The sequence below is a fragment of the Zarconia navalis LEGE 11467 genome, from assembly GCF_015207075.1.
GTDB classification, from domain to species: domain Bacteria; phylum Cyanobacteriota; class Cyanobacteriia; order Cyanobacteriales; family Geitlerinemataceae; genus Zarconia; species Zarconia navalis.
Genome location: NZ_JADEXN010000022.1, coordinates 1 through 19,927, shown reverse-complemented (window position 1 = coordinate 19,927; position 19,927 = coordinate 1). Strand labels below are relative to the sequence as shown.

Sequence of the window (19,927 nt, the reverse complement as noted above, 5' to 3'; positions counted from 1 at the left end):
CAGCGCCTCCAAGCGATTTTAGATTACGCACCGGCGCTAATTTCGATCGAAAACTTAGCGGGGGAATATATGGTGATTAACCGTCAAGCCCAGCAGGTTTGGCAGCTCGATCCCCAAGGAGTTTCCGAGCCAACAGAACCCGACTTACCCGCATCTAACATTGCTCGCCACCGATCGCAGAACCATCGCGATGTCCTCGATCGAGATATATCCATCTCCACAGAAGAAATTCTCTCTTTGCCCGACGGACTTCGTACTTATTTAACCGTCAAGTTTCCCTTGAAAAATACCGAAGGTCAAACCTATGCCATTGGGGGAATTTCAACAGATATTACCCAACAAAAACTAGCCGAAGGCAAATTACGTCACAAAACGCAGCAGTTAGAGCAAACTTTACTGGAATTGCGACAAACTCAGGCTCAGCTTATTCATACGGAAAAAATGTCAAGTTTGGGTCAACTCGTAGCAGGTGTCGCTCACGAAATTAATAATCCCGCAAACTTCATTCACGGTAATCTCAATCACGCTCGAATTTACATCGAAGATTTGCTCGGACTGATCGCAGCCTATCAAAACGAATACCCGCAACCCACGCCAAAAATTCGCAAGATTGCTGAAGATCTCGATATCGAATTTATTCTGGACGATTTACCCAAGCTGCTGAGTTCTATGCAGGTAGGTACGCAGCGAATTCGGAGAGTTGTAACATCGCTGCGAACGTTTTCGCGGGTAGATGAAGCCGATCGCAAACGAGTCGATCTCCATGAAGGGATCGAGAGTGCCTTATTAATGCTTCAGTATCGATTGGAAGAAAAAGCAGGAACTCCAGAAATACAAGTCATCCGCGAGTACGGTAATTTATCGAAGATCGAATGTTATGCCGGGCAGCTCAACCAAGTCTTTTTAAATATTCTCACCAATGCCATTGATGCTTTAGAAGAGGCGATCGAACAACGGGAATGTTTTGCTCCCACTATTATCATTACAACCGAAGTTCTCGACAGCCATCGGGTTTGCATCGGCATTGGCGATAACGGCCTGGGAATTCCCGAATCGGTACAAAAACGGATATTCGATCCCTTCTTTACCACGAAACCCGTCGGCAAAGGAACGGGGATTGGGATGTCAATTTGCGATCGGATTATTACTAAACTCCACGGTGGCGAGCTTCAGTGTATTTCTACGCCGGGAGTTGGTGCAACTTTTCGGATTATAATCCCTATCGATTTTCAGTCATCCTCGACACCCTAAAGTCTACCGAAAATCAACTTATAAAATCTTGGGAACTCGAAAATAGTCGCCTTCTTGTTCCGGTGCTGATTCGAAGATTTCATCTCGATTGGTATAAGGTTGCAGTTCGTCGGGTCGAGTCATGTTACTCACGTCGATCGCCCGTGCCGTCGGCGGTACATTTTCGGTATCGAGTTCGCTCAACTGATTGAAATAGTCTAAAATATTGCTCAGTTGCGCGGTAAATTGCTCTTCTTCCGTTTCGGTGAGTTCCAGTCGCGCTAAATGAGCGACTTTCCGGACTTGCTCTCGATCGATCGTACTCATTAATTTTGTTGGGTAATATTTTCAAAATCAATACTTTTAAAGTAATAAGTAATAAGTTTGACCTCTAATTCTCAATAAATCATTCAAGAAATGAATTGGTTTTTTACTTTTTTTGGAATAAAGAGACTTTGTTTCGTTGAATTCGGGCTGAATCCTTACAACTTATTACTTATTACTTAAGCCTTAAGGGCTGTCGTGACGTTTTGATGGATGCTAGACGAAGGATAGCGTGTTGTGTTTGGCATCCCCAATATTCACCGTCTAACGCATCTTACATTTTGACTAGCCTCCGCGACCCGTATTTTGCATCCAGTTTTGGGCTTCGATGTAGTTGTTTGGGGCGAGGCTAATGGCTTGCTTCCAATAGTCGGCCGCTCGATCGAAAAAGTCTTCAGCCCCCTCACTATCGCCATCTTCCTTCGTTTTTTCCCCTTTGTAATGGTAAATCACCGCGATGTTGTTGAGGGCTTGGGGCATTTGGGGATTGAGTTCGAGGGCTTCATTATAGAGTTTGAGGGCACGATCGTGTTCGCCATTGCTGGCATGAATCAGACCCATATTGTAGATGACGTAACTGCGATCGTTCGGATCGTCTTCGAGTTTGAGGGCTTCTTCGTAGTTGTCCAGCGCCTCGGCATACTCGCCATCGGCTTGGGCAGACATCCCATCGCGATAGTAGGCAAACGCTTCTTTCGATCTTTTGTTCGTCGGCAACACCTTGAGAATGATGTCGGCCATGACGGTGAAGCTTTTGTCGATAAAGTTATCGTTCTTTTGAGTCCGAGGCATAGCAATACCGTACGTCTTAAAGCGTGGATTTTCTATACGTGGATCTTACTACCATTTTTGAGTGTTATCGATGTGGCCACTTCAATCGATACATCGGGGAATGCATTTTCCCAAGGGAAGACATACTCAACCGGCACCTTTTCCCCCGGCATCCTCTGCTTTCCTAACGACCCGCCCTCAAACTTTCTTAAATTCCGCGCCTCCGAATTCCGCGCTTCCGCGCTTCCTACCCCATTTCGTAGCCAAACTTATTCGGATCGACTTCGCTCAAATCCACATCCGCTAACCCGTACTCCGCCCAGCGTCGTTCCACCATCGCCGCCACATCGGCATCGGATTCGAGGGGTTCTCCCCATTCGTGTTCCGTCTCCGGGGGAATCTTGGTGGTGGCATCGATACCCATACGTCCCCCCAAACCAATTTTCTGACTGGCAAAATCCAAGGTATCGAAGGGGGTATTCGGCAAGATAAACACGTCGCGGGAAGGATCGACTTTCGAGGAAATCGCCCACACCACCTGACGGGGATCGCGAATATTAATATCTTTGTCTACGACGATGACGAACTTGGTATAGGTGAACTGGGGCAGGGCACTCCAAAATGCCAAAGCCGCCCGCCTCGCTTGCCCCGGATAGGCTTTATCGATCGAAATAATCGCCGCTTTGTAGCTGAGGGCTTCCATGGGCAGGAAGAAATCGATAATTTCCGACACTTGCTGGCGCAGAATCGGGGTATAAATGCGGTTGAGGGCGATCGCCATCATCGCTTCTTCCTTCGGCGGACGACCGCTAAAGGTGGTCATATAAATGGGGTCTTTGCGGTGGGTCATGCAACCGAAGCGAATCAGGGGCGAATCTTCCACGCCGCCGTAGTACCCCATGTGGTCGCCGAAGGGGCCGTCGGGGAGCATTTCCCCTGGGGTAATCGTGCCTTCGAGGACGAATTCCGAGTCCGCAGGGACTTCCAAATCCACGGTTTTGCACTTGGCGAGGGGAACCCCGGAACCGCCGTATAGTCCGGCAAACAGCCATTCTGACAGGTCTACGGGAATCGGCGTGGCGGCGGCCATGATAATCAGGGGGTCTACCCCCAGGGCGATCGCAATTTCGAGTTTCTTGCCCTGTTCTGCGGCTTTTCGTAGATGCCTTGCCCCTCCCCGAACCGACAGCCAATGGACGGTCATGGTATTCTTTGACTGCAACTGCAACCGATACACCCCCACGTTCGGCGTTCCCGTTTCGCAGTCTTTGGTAATTACCAATCCCAGGGTGACGATTTTTCCTGCATCGCCGGGATAGGGGCGAATCAGGGGGAGTTTGTTGAGATCGAGGTTTTCTCCTTCGAGGACGACTTGCTGGCAGGGGGGGAAGAAATTACGACCGGGTTTGGCTTTGACGACATCGAAGAGAACTTTGCCAAATTCGATCGCCTGGGAGATTTTCTTGGGGGGTTTGGGTTGTTGCAACATCCCCAACTTTTTGCCCAGTTCTTCTAATTCCTGGGGTTTTTCCATATTCATCGCCCAACAAACTCGTTCTTCGGTTCCCATCAAGTTCACGGCGACGGGATGGTCTGCCCCTTTGACGTTCTCGAACAGCAGTCCGGGACCTCCGGCTTGCAGCATTCGGTTGGAAATCTCGGCAATCTCTAAATCTGGATCGACCAGGGCGCTAATCCGGCGCAGTTGTCCCCGGTCTTCAAGCAGTTTGAGAAATCCCCGCAAGTCTCTGGCCATTGGTCGTGTCGTCTGGGTGAAGTGTCTTTAAAATAACTTAACATTATTTGAAGAGGGAAATTCTATAACCGGTTTCACCCATGGGAAAGCGTTCGTTCGTTCCCAGGGGTTTGCTGCTCAGTCGTGTCAACTGGCACGATCGAATGTGGAGGAAACAATGGCGATCGCGATTTTGAATTTATTTTACAAAGTATTGACAAAATGAACAAACTTGCAAACGGACGTAAACCCCAGGGCTGAGTTGTCTGGCGAACGTAAGGGATAAGCTGCTACGCATCTAATTTACTAGTTTGGACAGACACGGGGACACGGAGACACGGTGAGAACTTGAGCATTTTTACCTTGCGCCCGAGAATATACGATTTAAATGCGCATTAGCTTAGGATGCGATCGATGGCGATCGTCTGTGCAAAATATTAGTCCTGACAATCTGTAAACGCCAAAAACTCGATCGCGATCGAAGTCTACGACGATACCTCATAATATGAGAGCGGTATCGCAACTGGGAGAAGACTGGAGATGAAGAATCGAGCGAGATGGGTAGTGAACATTGTCTGGTGTTGTGCGATCGGACTCGTCATTACATACTATATCGGCTATATAAGCAAGGCATTGCGACTAAAATCAGAAGCGTCAGAACTTCAGACAAAAGGTGAAGACCAAGCTGCACTCGATAAATTTCAGCAGATACTTCTTCTCGATCGAAAATGGAGAAGTCGAGCTGGGGAAGCAATAACTCTCAACAATTTGGGTTTGGTTTACACAGACCTGGGTGAGTATCCCCAAGCAATGGAATACCTCCACCAATCTTTAGCGATCGCACGGGATATTGGTAATCGCGCTGGGGAGGGTAAGACTCTCAACAATTTGGGAGCAGTTTACTATAGTTTGGGAGAATATTCCCAGGCAACGGAATACTACCACCAATCTTTAGCGATCGCACGGGAAGTTGGCGATCGCTCTGACGAAGGAACCGCTCTGAACAATTTGGGCATGGTTTACAAGGATTTGGGAGAGTATTCCCAGGCAATGGAATACCTGCACCAATCTTTAGCCATCATACGTGATGTTGGCGATCGAGTTGATGAGGGTAAGAGTCTCGATAATTTGGGCACAGTTTACGATAGTCTCGGAGAGTATTCCCAGGCAAGAGACTACTTCCACCAAGCTTTAGCCATTCACCGAGAAGTTGGCGATCGAGCTTTGGAAAGACTCACCCTCAACAATTTAGACGCAGTTCGGCGCAAGTTAGGGCACTCAGCAAACGAATCTAGCTTATCAGCCACCTATTGACTCAGAACTCAAAAGAATTAACTGCCGCTCTTGAAGCGATCGCACCCCATCTAACCCCAATTCCACCGTCGCCAAAATCTTACCCACCGTCTTCCCTCCCGCTTCGCAACCCGTCAAAAACTCATGCTCGCTATCGGTAAGAGAAACCAGTTGGTAGTCGCCGTCGAAAATAGTCCGATCGGGCCATCCTTGGATGCACGGACTCAGTTCTGGAGTCGCCGCGAGGAGGGTCTCATCCTGCGTCCAGTCCGCTTTGGGAATGGGGGGTCGTCCCAGGAAAAACTCGTAGTGGGTCAGTTCCGGATCGAGGAGTTCCACCAGGCGATAATATTGCCGATCGCTCAGGTGTTTCGATCGTTCGATCAGTTCGTCATCTTTGCCTAAAAGGCGATCGAGCTGCCAGTAGCGGGGGTTGGAGAAACCGATAAATTCTAAACCCGAGGCATCGATTAACTCAAACAAGGTATCGACATTGTAATCCACCTCCTGGGGATGGAGGTACATATCAGCGAAGTTGGCATCGCGATGATTCTCCAACGCCCAGCGTCGCTTGTCTTCCCGAACGATGCGGTTATCCTCCGGTAGGGCGGCGAACATTTTCCGTCCCAACCGAACTCCGGCTTCGTAGTCCTCTTTCTCGTCTCCCTGAAGTAGGGAAATTGCCTGTTGCATCAGTTGAATTTCTCGCCGTCCCAATTCTGCATAGACAAAAATGTGGAAGAAGCCACCGGGGGCGAGTTTGGGAGCGAGGGCTTGGATGCCGCGAATCGGATCGGGAAGGTGGTGGAGAACCCCGACGCAGTTAATTAAGTTGAATTCCCCATCGAGTCGATCGGCATCGTAAATACTCAGATTTTGGAATTCTACCCGATCGGCACCCGATCGCTGGCATCGTTCCCGCGCCACTTCCAGCGCCCCCGGACTCAAATCGATACCCGTTACCCGCGCTTCGGGGTTCAGATGCACCAAATACTCGGTTCCTACCCCCGTCCCGCACCCGGCATCGAGGATGCGAACGTCCTGGCGAGTGGGTTTCATCCCCGTGCAGAAGCTGTAGGCCGTCTGCCAATTCCAGCGCCAGTTATACCCCGGTGGCGGCTCATCGAGGAGAGGTTCGGGGGGGAAGGGATAGGTGTCGTAGAGCTGGCGAACGGCCTGGCTGATATCTGGGTTCATCGGGCGCGGGGATGAATGGTGTGAATGCAGATGGTTATTCTACCGCGCTCTGTTGTTGGGGAGAAGTTTTGGGGGAGAAACGGATGAGGGTGGAGAGATTTTGGGATGCGATCGCTTCGCCGATCGAAATTGAGGTGACGGGTCAAAAAATAAGTAGTATACGATACAAAATTGAAGGGAAATCGAGTATTTAGAGAACGATTTTGCGTTGTTTCAGGGTTGTGGTATTCTAACTTCAGGGCGAAGCTTTATTTACTTATCGTACTTCAATCAATACGGCGATCGATTTTAGACGAATTCCCCAACACGTTGCGATCTCACTCAGCCAATCTCGGGAGTTCTCCCTATGGTCACAACCCAACCTCAAAAACTGACCTTTGAAGAGTATCTCGCCTATGAAGACGATACCGAAAATCGCTACGAACTTATTGATGGGGAGTTAGTTCTATTGCCACCAGAATCGGGAATTAATGACTGGATCGCTCGCTACTTATTTTTCTCTCTTGCCAGTAGCGGTCTGATTCCGCCTCCACTAATTGCCATTCACACCTGCGAGCTTCAGGTTCCAGTGCTGCAACCGGGAGAGGCCGCTAACCGCTATCCCGATTTGGTGGTTCTGCGCCAAGAACATTGGGAACTGACTCAGAAGCGATTGACGATTACCTTAGAGATGCCCCCACCTAGGCTAGTTGTAGAAGTAGTCAGTCCGGGGAAGACGAGTCGCGAACGGGATTATCAACGTAAGTGCGCTCAATACGAAGCAACGGGAATTCCCGAATATTGGATTGTGGATACTCAGCAAGAGCAAGTGACAGTATTGTGTCTGGAGGAAGGACGGTACATCGAAGTGGGTGTGTTTGGTCAAGAGGCGGCGATTATCTCTCCCACCTTTGCGCAATTAAAGCTGACGGTAAAACAGATATTTAGCTCTGGATTGGGTTAGGCGATCGCATTCAAACAATTTTGGGAGTTAAGCGTAATATGCAGTTAAGTGGATCTGGGTTCAACTTGTTTCAACGCCATCTCCCCGTTTCCCCTTCCAGTCAGATGTAAAATTTAAATACGTGACAGCTTCTCCCCATGGTCGCAACCCAACCCAGAAAACTCACCTTTGCAGAGTATCTCGCCTATGAAGACGATACCGATCGTCGCTACGAACTCATCGATGGGGAGCTAGTTGCGTTGCCACCAGAATCTGGAATTAACGACTGGATCGCTCAGGAGCTATTTTGGGTGTTAGCGATCGCCCAGCTTGCACCTCGTCAACTCATCAGACCCCACACCTGCGAGCTTCAAGTTCCCGTTCTGCAATCGGGCGATGCCGCCAACCGCTATCCCGATTTGGTGGTACTACGCCAAGAACATTGGGAACTGACTCAGAAGCGATTGACGATTACCTTAGAGATGCCCCCACCTAGGCTAGTTGTAGAAGTAGTCAGTCCAGGGAAGACGAGTCGCGAACGGGATTATCAACGTAAGCGCGCTCAATACGAAGCAACGGGAATTCCCGAATATTGGATTGTGGATACTCAGCAAGAGCAAATAACGGTATTGTGTCTGGAGGAAGGGCGGTATATCGAAGAAACGATTCTCTCTCCCACCTTTGGCGAACTCAAGCTGACGGCACGGCAAATCTTCGATTCTGGATTGAGTTAGGCGATCGCATCGATTTTTAAATCAACAGCTTGCGATCGCTCAACCCATCTCATAACAAAATTTTCTCAACCAGAGCCACTACCGACGGGTCATCGCCATCACGTCATTAACCGTCAACCCTGGCAACTCTCCCCACATCGGTAACGTTTCCTCTTCCGAAAAAATAATCGGTAAATTATCCCCTTGCCAGACCCAAACCTGCTTCCCCACAAAATCAATTAACCAAGCCAGTTGAGTTCCATTTTCGAGACAGTGAAGAATCTTCTTTTGCAAGTGGTTCATCACTCATTCAAATCAACCCTCCACCTCCGAAGCGAAACTCGTCCAGCGCACAAATTCAAACGGTCCGGCGATCGAACCCCAAAGATGCTCGTCCGTTTGCGGATCGCGACCCCGATCGAGACTCACTAATCCCGCTTCACTGACCTCAAACGTACTATCGAGATAAGTATTTTTGCCATCCCGTTCCACCATGCAAGCCTTACCCGGTTCCACCACCGCTTTAAAACTATTTCCCGTCCATTCCACAATGAAATTGCAACCGGGGAGTTTCTCCAAGCGATCGGCTGTTAATTTCGCCAACCGTTCCCGATCGCGAGAAGCCCCAAAAAACTCCTCCTTATCCCGAATCGCGTAATTCTCTACTTGAATGCGATCGTCCACCGTAAAAAACTTCAATACCCGAGAGCGGTACGGCTGGTTCAAAGCAATCGAATAAGCTTGTTCTAGATACACGCTGTACCCCGATAGCAACTCATCGGGTAAAGGACGCATACACACGCGAATTTGGGCGAACAGCGGGGGATTTTCAAAAGCTTGTTCTTGATTGCTAAAATCTGCCGCCATCCAGCGAACGAGGGTGGTAATATCCGTTGAATGAGTCATCTTAAAATCCAGTTATAGCACTGCGCGAGAGTTTCTTTACACGTTCGACGAACAAGTCTTTCCTATTCCCCATTTCCCATTCCCTATTTCCGAATTCTTCCCCCCATCACTTCAACCGAAATAGTAAAAACTGCGTCATCTGGTTTTCACTAAAATTATCATCGCTAACTAGGAGCAAACTTTGGCTTCCATCGGGCAGCCGAGGTCCCAACGTCATCCCCTCCAAGTTATCTAAAGTAATGTCGAGTTCTCCCAAATCTAAGAGCAATTCGTTGCGAATCGATCGCACCCCAGAAACATCTCCCGTCAAGGTTTCCGACCCGGCAATATCATTAGCATCCCCCAAGGCAAGCTGAAAAATCTTCGCTCCATTTCCCCCCACACCAAAGCTACGTTCCAAGCTCAAGAAATGACCGCCACCATCAACAGAAACCAATTCCGTCAACCCATTCACCGCCAAAAAAGGAGGGGGATCTAAACGATATAAATGTTCCGCCAGAATTTGCGGGCGACCTTCGGTGACCAGATAATGGAGCAATCGAGCTTTAGCCCCTTCTGGGGGAGGATCTGCCAACTCATCAATATTCTCTACATCTTGTAATAATGCCGACTCCGTCGCCGCAAAAACCCGAAACGGTTCGCCATTGGCGATCGTGCCGCCGAAATTGAGGGTCAGCGCTTCAAAACCCAGATTATTTTGCACCCCAACGGTCTGTAACTCTCCTGCCGCGTCGGGGGCGTAGTAGGGTGGCAGAGGGAAAGTTTGTACCAACTCTCCCGTGGTCAAATCGTATTCCCCCACAAAAGGTTCGATCGCTTCCGAGGCAACCCCTTCGCTGGAAATTACCGCCGTTCGATTCGGAGTTAGAGCAATCCCTTCGGGATCGATGGAACCCGCAACGTAGGGTTCGCCGTCTTCATTTTTGAGAGTGGTTACATCTTCGATGGCGATGGTGTCGATGCTAATCTCGTCGTCGTTTTCAGCATTGAAGGTGATGTTCAACGAATAGAACCGGGACGGTGCTAAGTTGCCCCGATCGTCGCAAATCGCGTAAAATCGATCTTCGGCGCGATCGTAAGTTAAAGCTGACAACCCACCCACTGGAGTCGCCTCAAATTTCGTATCCTTTAACTGATACTCATCGAGGAATTCCAGGGAAAGATCGAGAAAGATTCGATCGCGTGCTTGGACTTGAGGCAAGCTACAGGCAACCAGTAACGAAACTAAGGCGATGGCGACCAATCGCCGGAGGCAAGATAAAGCGGTTAATAAATGGGGCATCTCGATCGAACAATAATTCTCGGACGATCGTTCTTAAATCTATGCTTAGATCGGCGATCGAATTGCTAATTTTCTCATCTTAAACCGAATCGGGATCGTGAAACACCCTTTATTCTTCCTCTCTAAATTCATCCGGATTCCCCATATCCCATTGAGTCTGTACCTCCTATTGGGATGTGTCGCAATGCCTTCGGCATCGGGTAAATCCATTCCCCAACCCCCAAACGCGATCGCCCAAACCGAAGATATCGAAGATATTTTTGCCAATCCCCTACAACTAACCGAACCCGATCCTCTCCTCCCCGATCCCGATCGCGAATTGAGCGATGCAGAACGCCAAACCCTCGATCGCGCCCTCGACGAACTCAACACCCAAGCAGAAGCAGAATTTGCCGCCGGAAACGTTCTCGAAGCCTTCGAACTGTGGAACCGGGAACTGCGCCTGCGTCGCTACACCGACTCCGTTTCCGAAATCGAAGCCCTGGGAGAAGTGGGGGGAAATGCTTTAGATGAGGGCAACTTCGTCCAATTACAACTGGTTTCCGCCCGGTTGCGACAAATCCAAGAAGAGCAACTCGAACCCGACGAGTGCGAGGACGACGAAGAAAGAGCGACGGTAGATTTAGAGGTGTTGCAAGCCCTCGGAGTGGCTTACGATCGAACCGGGGCACCAGAACGAGCAGTCCCTCTGTTACAACAAGTCCTCACTGAATCCCGCCGCCGACAAGATAAATCCGAGGAAGAAGAAGCCCTCCAAAACCTCGCCCGCATTAGCTTGGATGCTCTCGATTATCCGGCAGCCGCCCAATCCTACGAAGATTTACTCGCGATCGCAAAATTTCGCAAAGATACTGACGACGAAGCCACCTATCTCCAACAACTGGCGTTTACCTACCGTAAAATGCAGCAACTTTTGTTACCCCTCGATCGCCAGCGAGAAGTCACACAACGTTCGATCGAAGTGCGCCAGCAATTGGTTGTCCTCATCGAGCGACAAACAATAACCCCCGCCACCCAAGCTGAAATTGTCGATCTGAGGCTGGAAATCGCCGCCGACTACGTCCACCTCAGTCACCTTGACAGAGAAATCGCCGCCGCACTGCAAACCGAAAACCAGCAAGAACTCGCCGAGCGCAGCCTGGAATCAGCCGACACCAACATCCGCTTCGCCGAGCAAGTCTACCGAGAAACCTATATCTTTTCCTGGACGTTACAGCAGTTCTACCGTGCCAGCACCGCCCTAACCGAACTCGCTGCCCTCTACGAATCTCTCGATCGATTCTCAGAAGCACTGCAAGTGTACCAAACCCAAATCGACGTTCTCCAACTGGCTCGCGATCGCTACGGCATGACCATCGCCTACGATCGCATGGGAGAACTTTTCCAACTTACCGGAGCTTATCCCCAAGCCCTCCAGGCTTACCTCAAAGCTCTCGAAATTGCCCAGCAACTCGGCGATCGTCAAGACTACTTCGCCCTGAAAATCGAGCGCATCCGACAACAGAGTCCTCGGTAAGCCTCATGGGATTAATGGGGATAACCGTACAAACCGGGCGAATATGCCTCGATCACATTTCCAGTCCGAGAGCAAGTCACCATTAGGTAATCGCACGTCGGACATTGCGTCCGAGTCAACTGACTATCTAGAAGGTGATGGCGTTCGGCATGACTGCCGCAGTTCGGACAGCGAATTGCATATTTTGCATCCAGTCGCATTTCTTCGCGTTCTTCAGTTTTTGTTAATTGTTGAAGCATTGTTAAGAAAAAATTAAAAAGTATTGTCGCTTACGGTTTTTAAGTTAATCGATCGTAAGTTGTTTTACCGAGTCATAAAGAATTGATAAGAAAAAACAAGAATTTACTATTTCATTATTATGTCACGGTTTTTAGGCCGCGTCAATAAAAATAAAGTGGGGATCGCCGGTATAAGCGCGATCCCCATCTCGTTCCGGTAAAATGTAAACTGTGCTTTCCCGATCGTTTAAGGTCGGTTTCCCGGACAAATTTAAACAAATTTTGAGGCGAATTATACTCGCTCAATTTTATTTTTTATCTTTTCTCAAAAGATATTAATTTTTGCAAGTTAGTACGAAAATACTTCCAGCCTATGGTGATTCCAATCCCCTCTTCATAATTAATGCCCATCAAACTCGAACATCAAATATTGCCCCTGTACTCCTCCTCCTCATCTCCTCACAGGGAATAGTTTTTTGTTTTTTTGCAATTGGGCAATTGTCGATCGCAAGGACAACGAAAATTCAAGGGTTTTGCTCCCCCCAGTCGCGCTCGCCGGTCGTTGTGCCCCCAGCTTCACCTGCTTCCTCATCTCCCGTCCCTCATTTCCCCTCAATGTTGCCACTAAAAAGCGATCGCCCCATTGAGGCGATCGCTTTCTATAAATCAATACTAATCGAGATTAAGCATCGTAGTAGAGCGCAAACTCGTAAGGGTGAGGACGCAACCGCATCGGGTTGACCTCGTTATCGAGTTTGTAAGTAATGTAGTTGTCGATGAAGTCTTCCGAGAGAATACCCGGTTCCGTCAAGAAGGCGTGGTCTTTCTCCAGCGCCGCGAGTGCCCCTTCCAAAGAACCCGGTGTAGACGGAATCTTGCTCAGCTCTTCCGGGCTGAGTTCGTAGATATCCACATCGAGCGATTCACCCGGATCGATCTCGTTCTTAATCCCATCGATTCCGGCACACAGCATTGCCGTAAACGCCAGATACGGGTTCGCCGTCGCATCGGGACAGCGGAACTCGATCCGCTTGGCCTTCGGATTGCCACCCGAGAGAGGAATCCGAATCGAAGCCGAGCGGTTTCCTTGAGAGTAAGCCAAGTTCACCGGGGCTTCAAAACCGGGAACCAAACGCTTGTAGGAGTTCAAAGACGGGTTGGTAAACGCCAAAACCGCTGGTGCGTGGTGGAGCAATCCACCGATAAAGTTGAGCGCCAATTGACTCAAGTCTGCGTATTTATCCCCGTAGAACAGCGGTTCCCCATTTTTCCAGATGGACATGTGGGTGTGCATTCCGGTGCCGTTGTCGTTAAATACCGGCTTGGGCATAAAGGTGGCAGACTTACCGTGCTTGCGAGCGACGTTCTTCACCACGTACTTGTAAGTCAGGGCGTAGTCGGCCGCCTGAATTAGAGAGGCAAATCGCATCCCCAACTCGCACTGTCCGGCCGTTCCCACCTCGTGGTGGTGTTTTTCGATCGGTACGCCGCATTTGCCCATCGTCAGCAGCATTTCGCTACGGATATCTTGCAAGGTATCCGAAGGTGCGACGGGGAAGTAACCGCGCTTGTAACCCGTTTTAAAGCCTAGGTTTCCCCCGGCTTCCACCCGACCGGAATTCCACAGGCCTTCGCTCGAATCGATGTGGTAGTAACCTTCGTGCTCGTTCTGGTCGTAGCGGATATCATCGAAGATAAAGAATTCCGGTTCCGGGCCGCAGTAGACCGTATCGCCAATTCCCGTAGACTTGAGGTATTCAAGAGCTTTTGCTGCCACCGAGCGCGGATCGCGATCGTACCATTCCCCAGTTCGGGGTTCTTTAATGCTACAGATCATGCTCAGGGTCGGCACTTCCATAAACGGATCGATCCAAGCTGTTGTCGGATCGGCAACCATCGACATATCCGAAGCATTGATGGCTTTCCAACCCCGAATGCTAGAACCATCAAAAGCGACCCCTTCGGTGAAAGCCTCTTCATCGATCAGGCTGCGGTGGAAAGTGCAGTGCTGCCAAATACCGAAGAGATCGACAAATTTGAGATCGATAAGTTCGATATTTTCGTCTTGAATCATTTTCAAGACTTCTTGCGCCGTTTCGGCCATGAGTTTACTTCTCCCTAAAAAAATAATAAAAGTTCGGCTACGGGTTGCCAGTTTTTATGTCTCTTAATGCGCTGCTGAACTTGAAGCGCGCGCTTAGACCCACATGAAGGGACTCGATCGTAGTTTGCACCTGAATCATCCTAGAGATAGGAAGAACCTTAGATTAGTAATCTACGATACAAAATTTCGATTAAAAGAATATTTAAAGATTTGCACGAAGATCGCAAGTAATATCGGTTCGAGTTGAAGATATTCGAGTGGCAAGAAGCGAGTCACTGAATAAGAGAGGAATTCATTCCCGAGCCCAAATTCAGGAAAATCCCCCGGCTCTTATCGGTTTCGATCCATAAGAGCCGGGGGATCTAGAAATGAGTGGACTTGCTGTTACTTGACGAACAACATTTCTTGGTAAGTCGGCAACGGCCAGAAACAATCTGCAATTTCGCCTTCAAGGGCATCCACGTATTCGCGACTCTCGTCCATCAAAGGACGAATGGTTTGGGCGCAATACTCCATATGCTCTCGGGTTGAGGCGAAATCGTGCTTCTCGATCGCCGCACTCAATTTACCGATCGCTGCCAGCATAGAATTCGTCAGATCGGCAACTTTCTTCGCACTCTCTTTGTCGAGGTCAATTCCCAAATCCGTCAAACTCGCAATGGTCGAGGACAGTGTGGATAAATACTCCACTGCCGCCGGATAAATCAGGGTTTTAGCCATACTGACGACTAGCTTAGCTTCCACTTCAATGGAGAGAATATACTGCTCTGCATAAACTTCAAAGCGGCTTTCAAGCTCGACAGGTGTCAAAACTCCCGTCTTCTTAAACAGGTCTTCAATATATTCTTCTTTGAGGCAGGGCAAAGCATCGGCAGTAGTGGGTAAGTTGGCTAAGCCACGTTCCTCAACCGCCATTTTGTGCCACTCTTCAGAATAGCCATTCCCGCCGAAGATGACTGCACCATGCTCTTCCATCACCTCTTTGAGCACCGTGACGATCGCCCCATTGAGTTCTACACCGTTGGATAATTCGCTCTCCAAACGATTGCCGATCCAATCAAGAGAATCGGCGAGCATCGTATTCAAAACAATTAATGGGCCCGATACCGACTGGTGCGATCCCACGGCACGGAACTCAAAACGATTTCCCGTGAAGGCAAAGGGAGATGTGCGGTTCCTGTCGCCAGCATCTTTGCTCAGGGGAGGTAAGACATCAACCCCAATATCCATTACACCTTTCTTCTTGGAATCGCTGACTGTTCCGGCTTTAATTTGCTCGAAAACTTCTTCGAGTTGGGTTCCCAAATAAACCGACATAATCGCTGGAGGTGCTTCGTTGGCTCCCAGTCGATGATCGTTACTCGCCGTTGCGATCGCCGCACGCATCAGAGGACCGTACTTATGAACGCCCCGAATCACCGCACCGCAAAAAACGAGGAATTGAGCGTTTTCATGGGGAGAGTCCCCCGGATCGAGTAAGTTGCCTTGAGTGGAGTTACCAACAGACCAGTTGACGTGTTTACCGGAACCGTTGATACCCGCAAAAGGTTTTTCGTGGAGCAAACACACAAAACCATGCTTCTTCGCAGTATGCTTGAGAACGGTCATGGTGAGTTGTTGATGGTCGCTTGCCACGTTTGCCGCTTCAAAAAACGGGGCAATTTCAAATTGCCCCGGAGCGACTTCATTATGTCGGGTTTTGGCAGGAATGCCGAGTTTGTACAGCTTCTCCTCTACATCCTGCATGAAGACTTGAACCCGATGCGGAATCGCACCAAAGTAATGATCGTCAAATTCTTGACCTTTTGCAGGAGCTTTACCAAACAGCGTTCGTCCGGCGAGGAGTAAATCGGGACGTTGGGTGGCAAAATTCGCATCCACTAAAAAGTATTCTTGCTCGGAACCGCAGCTAGAGTTCACGCGAGCGACATCTTCATGTCCGAGCAGCTTCAAAACCTTGCTGGCGGATTTATCCATTGCTGCGATCGAGCGTAAGAGGGGCACCTTTTTATCGAGTGCTTCCCCCGTCCAGGACACGAAAACAGTGGGGATGCACAGCGTTGCCCCATTGTCTGTTTCCATGATGTAGGCTGGACTGGTCACATCCCAGGCTGTATATCCCCGCGCTTCAAAAGTACCGCGAATACCGCCATTGGGGAAGGAAGAGCCATCGGGTTCTCCTTGTACCAGCAATTTGCCGGAAAATTCGGAAATAACGTTACCGTTTTTTTGTACGGAGATGAAACCATCGTGCTTTTCTGCGGTCTGGTTGGTCATCGGATAGAATACGTGGGCATAGTAGAGCGCCCCTTTTGATATCGCCCAGTCCTTCATTGCGTTCGCAACGGCATCTGCAATAGAAGGGTCGAGTTTCTCTCCGTTGGTAATTGTTTTTTCGATCGATTTAAAAACGGTTTTGGGCAGACTCGCCTGCATTTTATTGAGGTTAAAGACGTTTTGGGCCCAGATATCTTCTAAACGTTCTGGTGCCTTTGGCGGCATCGCCTCTCGATTGGCAATCTGATGAACGGCTTGGGTGCGGGCTGTATTTCCTGTATTTCCACTCATGGTTTTTCTTCGGGGTTAACCCGACCATGATAGTCAAAGCTGATTCTGAAAATAGATATCAGATATACCAAATGCGAATTAGACCTCTTGCTCTATTTGAGGGGATCGAGTGATATCGACACAAAAAGTTGTGTCTTCGATTTTGAGTCAGTGACGATCGCAAATCAAGTCCGAAAATACAAGTCCCCGAACCATCTCTCGAATTACTCGCCTCCACCGATTCATCCCCCTATCCCATACCTCCCATAAGCTTCGTAGTTGTTCGCGAGCGCTCGCTGATACACTAATATACGGGTGCGATCGGTCTGGGTGTGGCTGGTCAACCTGCTGTCAAAAGAGATTACAAAAGATAAATTTCATGCAAGACGCAATTACAACTCTGATAAAAAACTACGACGTAACCGGACGCTACCTCGATCGCGATGCGATGGATCGCCTCAAGTCTTACTTCGAGACGGGCACGGCACGGGTACAAGCAGCCGCTGCGGTCAATACCAATGCCGCCGCCATTGTCAAGCAGGCTGGCTCGGCGCTCTTTAGCGATTTACCCGAACTCATTCGCCCTGGAGGAAGCGCCTACACGACCCGTCGCTATGCCGCTTGCTTGCGGGATATGGACTACTACCTGCGCTATGCCACTTATGCTTGGGTTGCTGGCAATACCGACGTTCTCAACGAGCGGGTATTGGCTGGTTTGCGGGAAACCTATAATTCTCTCAACGTTGCCATCGGCCCGACCGTTATCGGTATCGGTATCCTCAAAGATATCGTTCGTACTCGGGTAGCCGAAGCTGGAATTGAAAATTCGGCATTTTTAGACGAGCCGTTCGATCACATGATTCGCGAGTTGGGCGAAACGGACGTTTGAGCCAGTCTGCGATCGATTGTTCGTCGATGGCATATCCGAAAGATTCTCAAAAATACAATCGATAATCAGATGACCCGTGCTAATGGCAAGTCACACAGCTTGGGTCATCTTTTTCAATAGGGTCAATTTCTACCCTCGATACTGCCGATGGCAAAGTGACGGTAAAGGTAGTTCCTAGGGCCTCTTGACTCTCGAGCGAGATCGTCCCGCAATGTCGGGTCACCGCTTGTTTGACAATATACAAACCCAATCCCGTACCTTGAACCGCACCAACATTAGTTCCCCGCTCGAATTGTCGAAACAATTTTTCCTGGAACTCAGCCGGAATCCCAATTCCCCAATCTTGGATTTCGAAGGTGACTTGTTGAGCTTCGAGAGTGACCTGCAATAAAACTTTACCACCATCGGGAGAATATTTAATTGCATTCGAGAGTAAATTCGTGAGGATTTGACGCAGGAGTCTGTTATCGAGTTGGGGGAGTTTGCCCCCTAGGTCTGGTAATGGCTTTGTAAAAACCAGATCGAGTCGATGTTTTTTGGAGAGCGGTTGCAACTGTTCGATTAAACGCTGGCAAAATGAGACTAAATCGATCGAATCTAAATTACAGGTGATTCGATCGGCTTCTAATTGATTCGTAACTAGCAAATCTTCGAGTAAATCTGTCATATTATTGACAGAAAATTTGATGCGATCGAGATGCTTTTTTTGTTTGTCTGAGGATAACTTATCGCTATAATTTTTGAGAAGTTCGGTAGAACAGAGAATAGTTGAAAGGGGAGTGCGTAAGTCGTGAGAAGCGATCGCCAAAGTTTCAGACTTCAGTTGGTTGAGTTGCGTGACGGTATCGAGTCGATCTTCAATTTTTTTCTCCCCTTTGCGTTTCTGGAGAGCCATTTCGATCGTGGTGCTGATATCTTGAGACTTAAACGGTTTGACCAAATAGCCATAGGGTTCGGTTTCCTTGGCTCGATCGAGAGTCGCACGATCGGCATAAGCCGTAATATAAACAATAGGCATTCGATATCGCTGGCGAATTCGCGAGGCAGTTTCGATTCCATCAAGCTTACCTCTAAGCATGATATCCATTAGCACTAAGTCGGGAATCTCTCTGTCTACTTGTTCGAGAGCTTTTTCTCCAGAATTGACTTTCGCGATAACTTGATATCCTTCTTTTTGGAGATATCTAGCAATATTTGCGGCAGCAATTAGTTCGTCTTCGACAATTAAAATTTTGTTTTTATACATAGTTTCATTTGGTTAGGACTATATTTAGAAACTAGAATAGATAAGACTTATGCAAAGCTTCTATAAGTAGGACGTGTATAGCCACGCAGCGTCACGTATCAACACCGCAAAATAAACTCGCCCATACGTAATTCCCGGATAAGTCTACATTCAAAAATAAGCAATTTCTTGAGTCGAAATCTTGATTTTAAATTCAACTGAGAACTTGCTAGAATTAGAATCCGATAGAAACTTTCATATTATCTATTAAGGCTTATTTCAATCGGTCTTGGCATCAGTAGATTACCGAGTTTCGATCTGCGTATATTTTTTGGATTTGCTCAGTATTTACACCGAATTGACCGACTGGAGTTTAGACAAAATTCGATTAAAAAAGCGACACAAGAGGTGACAAGGAGGCTGAGTGGCAGGGAGAGTGATAGCTTAACCTGAAGGTACGAGAAAACCTTCATCACAGACAATTCGATCGCTCCCCCCACGCACCACCACGATCTTCTGAAGGAATCGCCGCAATCAGTTCGACCTGTCCGGCATCGTCGATCGTCCATCCCGTGGCTTCGATAAGGGGGGAAGGTTGAGGAAGCAGCACTTGCAACTTGCCAGTTGTTTCCGCTGCTGCCGAGAAATTTTGCCAATCGCGCCATACCGTTCCAGGAGAAATCGGATCGGTCGGGTCTTCCGGAAGTCCCCCTCGTCCGGTGACGATAAATTGACTGTTGGCATAGGCTCCGCACCCAGAGACCACCTGCGCGGCCCGGTCGATCGGATTGTCGGGTAACTGAACCAACCCCGCGCCGGGATCGACATCCGGCGTTTGCACCGTTACTACGCCGCTAAAGGCTGCCCCCAGTTCTGAGGTAGCGGTAATATCGCTATCGGGAGTCTGTACGTCTCGAAACTGAGTCCCAAAAACCCCGCTGGCGAGGATACTAACCCGACCGCCGAATCCTTGTTGGGCATTTGCGGTAATGTCGCTATTTTCCAGGGCAACCAGGGTGTCGGTATCGATCGTGATATTACCGCCATCGGTATTC

General features: G+C 49.0%; 17 protein-coding genes and 1 pseudogene. 6 read left to right on the top strand and 12 right to left on the bottom strand.

From position 1 onward, the window contains the following. A partial coding sequence (locus IQ235_RS02495) for a sensor histidine kinase (protein WP_264319918.1) occupies window positions 1-1,251 on the top strand: 1,251 nt, incomplete at its 5' end. Between the two features lie 18 nt (window positions 1,252-1,269). On the opposite strand, the gene gatC is transcribed toward IQ235_RS02495, so the two are convergent. The 3 genes from gatC to IQ235_RS02480 form a co-directional block, all read right to left on the bottom strand. Further along, the gene (gene gatC / locus IQ235_RS02490) at window positions 1,270-1,557 is read right to left on the bottom strand and encodes an Asp-tRNA(Asn)/Glu-tRNA(Gln) amidotransferase subunit GatC (protein ID WP_264319917.1); all 288 of its coding nucleotides are present in this window, start codon (window positions 1,555-1,557) and stop codon (window positions 1,270-1,272) included. A gap of 282 nt (window positions 1,558-1,839) precedes the next feature. After that, window positions 1,840-2,346, bottom strand: coding sequence for a photosystem I assembly protein Ycf3 (locus tag IQ235_RS02485; RefSeq protein ID WP_264319916.1), 507 nt, complete (start codon window positions 2,344-2,346; stop codon window positions 1,840-1,842). Window positions 2,347-2,572: 226 nt separating this feature from the next. Next, the gene (locus IQ235_RS02480; protein ID WP_264319915.1) at window positions 2,573-4,081 is read right to left on the bottom strand and encodes a UbiD family decarboxylase; all 1,509 of its coding nucleotides are present in this window, start codon (window positions 4,079-4,081) and stop codon (window positions 2,573-2,575) included. A 543-nt stretch (window positions 4,082-4,624) separates the two neighbouring features. On the opposite strand from IQ235_RS02480, the gene IQ235_RS02475 reads away from it, so the two are divergent. Then, window positions 4,625-5,374, top strand: a complete 750-nt coding sequence (locus IQ235_RS02475) for a tetratricopeptide repeat protein (protein WP_264319914.1) — start codon at window positions 4,625-4,627, stop codon at window positions 5,372-5,374. Here the strand turns inward: IQ235_RS02475 and IQ235_RS02470 are convergent. Continuing rightward, window positions 5,360-6,550 (bottom strand): class I SAM-dependent methyltransferase, encoded by a 1,191-nt coding sequence (locus IQ235_RS02470; protein WP_264319913.1) that lies wholly within the window; start codon window positions 6,548-6,550, stop codon window positions 5,360-5,362. The genes IQ235_RS02475 and IQ235_RS02470 overlap by 15 nt on opposite strands. Before the next feature lie 346 nt (window positions 6,551-6,896). Between IQ235_RS02470 and IQ235_RS02465 the strand changes: the two genes are divergently transcribed. Beyond that, window positions 6,897-7,493: a Uma2 family endonuclease gene (locus tag IQ235_RS02465; RefSeq protein WP_264319912.1), complete on the top strand. Its 597-nt coding sequence runs from the start codon at window positions 6,897-6,899 to the stop codon at window positions 7,491-7,493. A 137-nt stretch (window positions 7,494-7,630) separates the two neighbouring features. Continuing rightward, window positions 7,631-8,206, top strand: coding sequence for a Uma2 family endonuclease (locus IQ235_RS02460; RefSeq protein ID WP_264319911.1), 576 nt, complete (start codon window positions 7,631-7,633; stop codon window positions 8,204-8,206). Between the two features lie 78 nt (window positions 8,207-8,284). On the opposite strand, the gene IQ235_RS02455 is transcribed toward IQ235_RS02460, so the two are convergent. The 3 genes from IQ235_RS02455 to IQ235_RS02445 form a co-directional block, all read right to left on the bottom strand. Beyond that, on the bottom strand, window positions 8,285-8,488 hold the full coding sequence (locus tag IQ235_RS02455; protein WP_264319910.1) for a PDDEXK family nuclease: 204 nt from the start codon (window positions 8,486-8,488) through the stop codon (window positions 8,285-8,287). A gap of 12 nt (window positions 8,489-8,500) precedes the next feature. Next, a complete protein-coding gene (locus IQ235_RS02450) occupies window positions 8,501-9,091 on the bottom strand; it encodes a chromophore lyase CpcT/CpeT (RefSeq protein WP_264319909.1) in 591 nt (196 codons plus the stop codon). A 106-nt stretch (window positions 9,092-9,197) separates the two neighbouring features. Further along, window positions 9,198-10,373, bottom strand: a complete 1,176-nt coding sequence (locus tag IQ235_RS02445) for an esterase-like activity of phytase family protein (RefSeq protein WP_264319908.1) — start codon at window positions 10,371-10,373, stop codon at window positions 9,198-9,200. A gap of 97 nt (window positions 10,374-10,470) precedes the next feature. On the opposite strand from IQ235_RS02445, the gene IQ235_RS02440 reads away from it, so the two are divergent. Further along, entirely contained in the window at window positions 10,471-11,889 is a 1,419-nt protein-coding gene (locus IQ235_RS02440; protein WP_264319907.1) for a tetratricopeptide repeat protein, read from the top strand. An 11-nt stretch (window positions 11,890-11,900) separates the two neighbouring features. Here the strand turns inward: IQ235_RS02440 and IQ235_RS02435 are convergent, their stop codons facing one another. The 3 genes from IQ235_RS02435 to IQ235_RS02425 all read right to left on the bottom strand — a co-directional run bounded on the left by IQ235_RS02435 (window position 11,901) and on the right by IQ235_RS02425 (window position 16,779). Then, window positions 11,901-12,128: a zinc ribbon domain-containing protein gene (locus tag IQ235_RS02435; protein WP_319592537.1), complete on the bottom strand. Its 228-nt coding sequence runs from the start codon at window positions 12,126-12,128 to the stop codon at window positions 11,901-11,903. Between the two features lie 661 nt (window positions 12,129-12,789). Then, the gene (gene glnA, locus IQ235_RS02430; RefSeq protein WP_264319906.1) at window positions 12,790-14,211 is read right to left on the bottom strand and encodes a type I glutamate--ammonia ligase; all 1,422 of its coding nucleotides are present in this window, start codon (window positions 14,209-14,211) and stop codon (window positions 12,790-12,792) included. Between the two features lie 384 nt (window positions 14,212-14,595). Next, window positions 14,596-16,779, bottom strand: coding sequence for a glutamine synthetase III family protein (locus IQ235_RS02425; protein WP_264319905.1), 2,184 nt, complete (start codon window positions 16,777-16,779; stop codon window positions 14,596-14,598). A gap of 358 nt (window positions 16,780-17,137) precedes the next feature. On the opposite strand from IQ235_RS02425, the gene apcB reads away from it, so the two are divergent. Further along, entirely contained in the window at window positions 17,138-17,647 is a 510-nt protein-coding gene (gene apcB / locus IQ235_RS02420) for an allophycocyanin subunit beta (protein ID WP_264319904.1), read from the top strand. Between the two features lie 79 nt (window positions 17,648-17,726). Here the strand turns inward: apcB and IQ235_RS02415 are convergent, their stop codons facing one another. Continuing rightward, window positions 17,727-18,893 carry a hybrid sensor histidine kinase/response regulator gene (locus IQ235_RS02415; RefSeq protein WP_264319903.1) on the bottom strand — a complete coding sequence of 389 codons (1,167 nt, stop codon included), beginning with the start codon at window positions 18,891-18,893 and terminating at the stop codon, window positions 17,727-17,729. A 451-nt stretch (window positions 18,894-19,344) separates the two neighbouring features. Further along, window positions 19,345-19,927: pseudogene (locus IQ235_RS02410) on the bottom strand (S-layer family protein); the annotation flags it as partial.